Genomic DNA, 3,455 nt, shown 5'->3' on the forward strand with positions numbered 1-3,455 from the left:
GAGTTGGGTTTTACCCAACAGCTATATTTGTTCTTTAACAATCTGGAAGAAGCACAACGAAATGTGCTCATCGAGTAATCAGCTTCGCTGATGAAGATGAGTACGGGTTGTGATTGCATTAATTTTGTTCCAAGTTCTCAAGACTGGGGTGAATAACCTCAGACTGCTTTGAAACTTATGAACGGCACAAACGCTAATACTCAGGGTCCTATAGCCTACAGCGTTATAGGATCAAGCGACTAAGTGCATATGGTGGATGCCTTGGCGATCACAGGCGATGAAGGACGTAGTAGCCTGCGAAAAGCTGCGGGGAGCTGGCAAACAAGCTTTGATCCGCAGATATCCGAATGGGGAAACCCACTGCAGCAATGCAGTATCCCTGACTGAATACATAGGTCAGTGGAAGCGAACCGGGTGAACTGAAACATCTCAGTAGCTCGAGGAAAAGAAATCAACCGAGATTCCGAAAGTAGTGGCGAGCGAAATCGGAAAAGCCTTTACGTTTTAGCATTCAGGATAGTCGAACGGGATGGAAAGCCCGGCCGTAGCAGGTGATAGCCCTGTAGACGAAATCTTGAGTGTGGAACTAAGCGTAAGACAAGTAGGGCGGGACACGTGAAATCCTGTTTGAAGATGGGGGGACCATCCTCCAAGGCTAAATACTCGTGATCGACCGATAGTGAACCAGTACCGTGAGGGAAAGGCGAAAAGAACCCCGGAAGGGGAGTGAAATAGATCCTGAAACCGTATGCATACAAACAGTAGGAGCCTCCTTGTGGGGTGACTGCGTACCTTTTGTATAATGGGTCAGCGACTTACATTCAGTGGCGAGGTTAACCGAATAGGGAAGCCGTAGCGAAAGCGAGTCCGAATAGGGCGATTCAGTCGCTGGGTGTAGACCCGAAACCAGATGATCTATCCATGGCCAGGTTGAAGGCACGGTAACACGTGCTGGAGGACCGAACCCACTAATGTTGAAAAATTAGGGGATGAGCTGTGGATAGGGGTGAAAGGCTAAACAAATCTGGAAATAGCTGGTTCTCTCCGAAAACTATTTAGGTAGTGCCTCAAGTATTACTGCGGGGGGTAGAGCACTGTTATAGCTAGGGGGTCATGGCGACTTACCAAACTATGGCAAACTCCGAATACCCGCAAGTACAGCTTGGGAGACAGAGCACCGGGTGCTAACGTCCGGACTCAAGAGGGAAACAACCCAGACCGCCAGCTAAGGTCCCAAATTATCGCTAAGTGGGAAACGAAGTGGGAAGGCATAGACAGTCAGGAGGTTGGCTTAGAAGCAGCCATCCTTTAAAGAAAGCGTAATAGCTCACTGATCGAGTCGTCCTGCGCGGAAGATGTAACGGGGCTAAGCGATAAACCGAAGCTGCGGGTGTGCACTTTGTGCACGCGGTAGGAGAGCGTTCTGTAAGCCTGCGAAGGTGGCTTGTAAAGGCTGCTGGAGGTATCAGAAGTGCGAATGCTGACATGAGTAGCGATAAAGGGGGTGAAAAGCCCCCTCGCCGTAAGTCCAAGGTTTCCTGCGCAACGTTCATCGGCGCAGGGTGAGTCGGCCCCTAAGGCGAGGCAGAGATGCGTAGCTGATGGGAAGCTGGTTAATATTCCAGCACCGTCGTACAGTGCGATGGGGGGACGGATCGCGGAAGATCATCAGGGTGTTGGATGTCCCTGTTGACGCATCGAAGATGGCGCTTAGGCAAATCCGGGCGCGTAAATCAAGGGTGTGGCACGAGCGAGCATTGCTTGCGAAGTGATTGGAAGTGGTTCCAAGAAAAGCCTCTAAGCTTCAGCTGTACGAGACCGTACCGCAAACCGACACAGGTGGACGGGATGAATATTCCAAGGCGCTTGAGAGAACTCAGGAGAAGGAACTCGGCAAATTGATACCGTAACTTCGGGAGAAGGTATACCCCGGTAGTGTGAAGCGCCTGCGCGCTTAGCATGATGGGGTCGCAGAGAATCGGTGGCTGCGACTGTTTATTAAAAACACAGCACTCTGCAAAGACGAAAGTCGACGTATAGGGTGTGACGCCTGCCCGGTGCCGGAAGGTTAAGTGATGGGGTGCAAGCTCTTGATCGAAGCCCCGGTAAACGGCGGCCGTAACTATAACGGTCCTAAGGTAGCGAAATTCCTTGTCGGGTAAGTTCCGACCTGCACGAATGGCGTAACGATGGCCACACTGTCTCCTCCTGAGACTCAGCGAAGTTGAAGTGTTTGTGATGATGCAATCTACCCGCGGCTAGACGGAAAGACCCCATGAACCTTTACTGTAGCTTTGCATTGATCTGTGAACCGGCCTGTGTAGGATAGGTGGGAGGCTTTGAAGCGTGGTCGCTAGATCACGTGGAGCCATCCTTGAAATACCACCCTGGTTTGTTTGCGGTTCTAACCTTGGTCCGTTATCCGGATCGGGGACAGTGCATGGTGGGCAGTTTGACTGGGGCGGTCTCCTCCCAAAGTGTAACGGAGGAGTTCGAAGGTACGCTAGGTACGGTCGGAAATCGTGCTGATAGTGCAATGGCATAAGCGTGCTTGACTGTGAGACTGACAAGTCGAACAGGTGCGAAAGCAGGACATAGTGATCCGGTGGTTCTGAATGGAAGGGCCATCGCTCAACGGATAAAAGGTACTCTGGGGATAACAGGCTGATACCGCCCAAGAGTTCATATCGACGGCGGTGTTTGGCACCTCGATGTCGGCTCATCTCATCCTGGGGCTGTAGCCGGTCCCAAGGGTATGGCTGTTCGCCATTTAAAGAGGTACGTGAGCTGGGTTTAAAACGTCGTGAGACAGTTTGGTCCCTATCTGCCGTGGGCGTTGGATACTTGACGGAGCCTGCTCCTAGTACGAGAGGACCGGAGTGGACGTACCTCTGGTGTACCGGTTGTCATGCCAATGGCATTGCCGGGTAGCTAAGTACGGAAGAGATAACCGCTGAAGGCATCTAAGCGGGAAACTCGTCTGAAGATTAGGTATCCCGGGGACTTGATCCCCCTGAAGGGTCGTTCGAGACCAGGACGTTGATAGGTCGGGTGTGGAAGCGCAGTAATGCGTTAAGCTAACCGATACTAATTGCCCGTGAGGCTTGATCCTATAACACTGATGGTTATGACCTGGTGGTATAGCGTTCCAAGTGTCGTTCAATACAAAATCTGGCTGCCCCGTCAGCAGCCAGCCAACACCAATTACACCCCACTGTGCGCGCGATCATCGAGCTCGGCCTCTGATCCGCCCACACGTTGTGTTTCTTCCCAGATTGGAGCGCTTGCGCTAACCCGCAACCGCTCAACCAGTTACGCCTGACGACCATAGCGAGTTGGTCCCACTCCTTCCCATCCCGAACAGGACAGTGAAACGACTTTGCGCCGATGATAGTGGACGGACGTCTGTGAAAGTAGGTCATCGTCAGGCTTTTATTGCTCAAAACCCCACAGGT

2 rRNA genes are annotated in these 3,455 nt (G+C 52.1%); both read left to right on the forward strand.

Annotated elements, in window-relative coordinates:
* Nucleotides 1-229 precede the first annotated feature (229 nt).
* Nucleotides 230-3,112, forward strand: a 23S ribosomal RNA gene (locus JL37_RS04615).
* Nucleotides 3,113-3,317: 205 nt separating this feature from the next.
* A 5S ribosomal RNA gene (gene rrf / locus JL37_RS04620) occupies nucleotides 3,318-3,430 on the forward strand.
* Nucleotides 3,431-3,455: the final 25 nt, after the last annotated feature.

It is taken from the genome of Achromobacter sp. RTa (assembly GCF_000757485.1).
Taxonomy (GTDB): domain Bacteria; phylum Pseudomonadota; class Gammaproteobacteria; order Burkholderiales; family Burkholderiaceae_B; genus Achromobacter.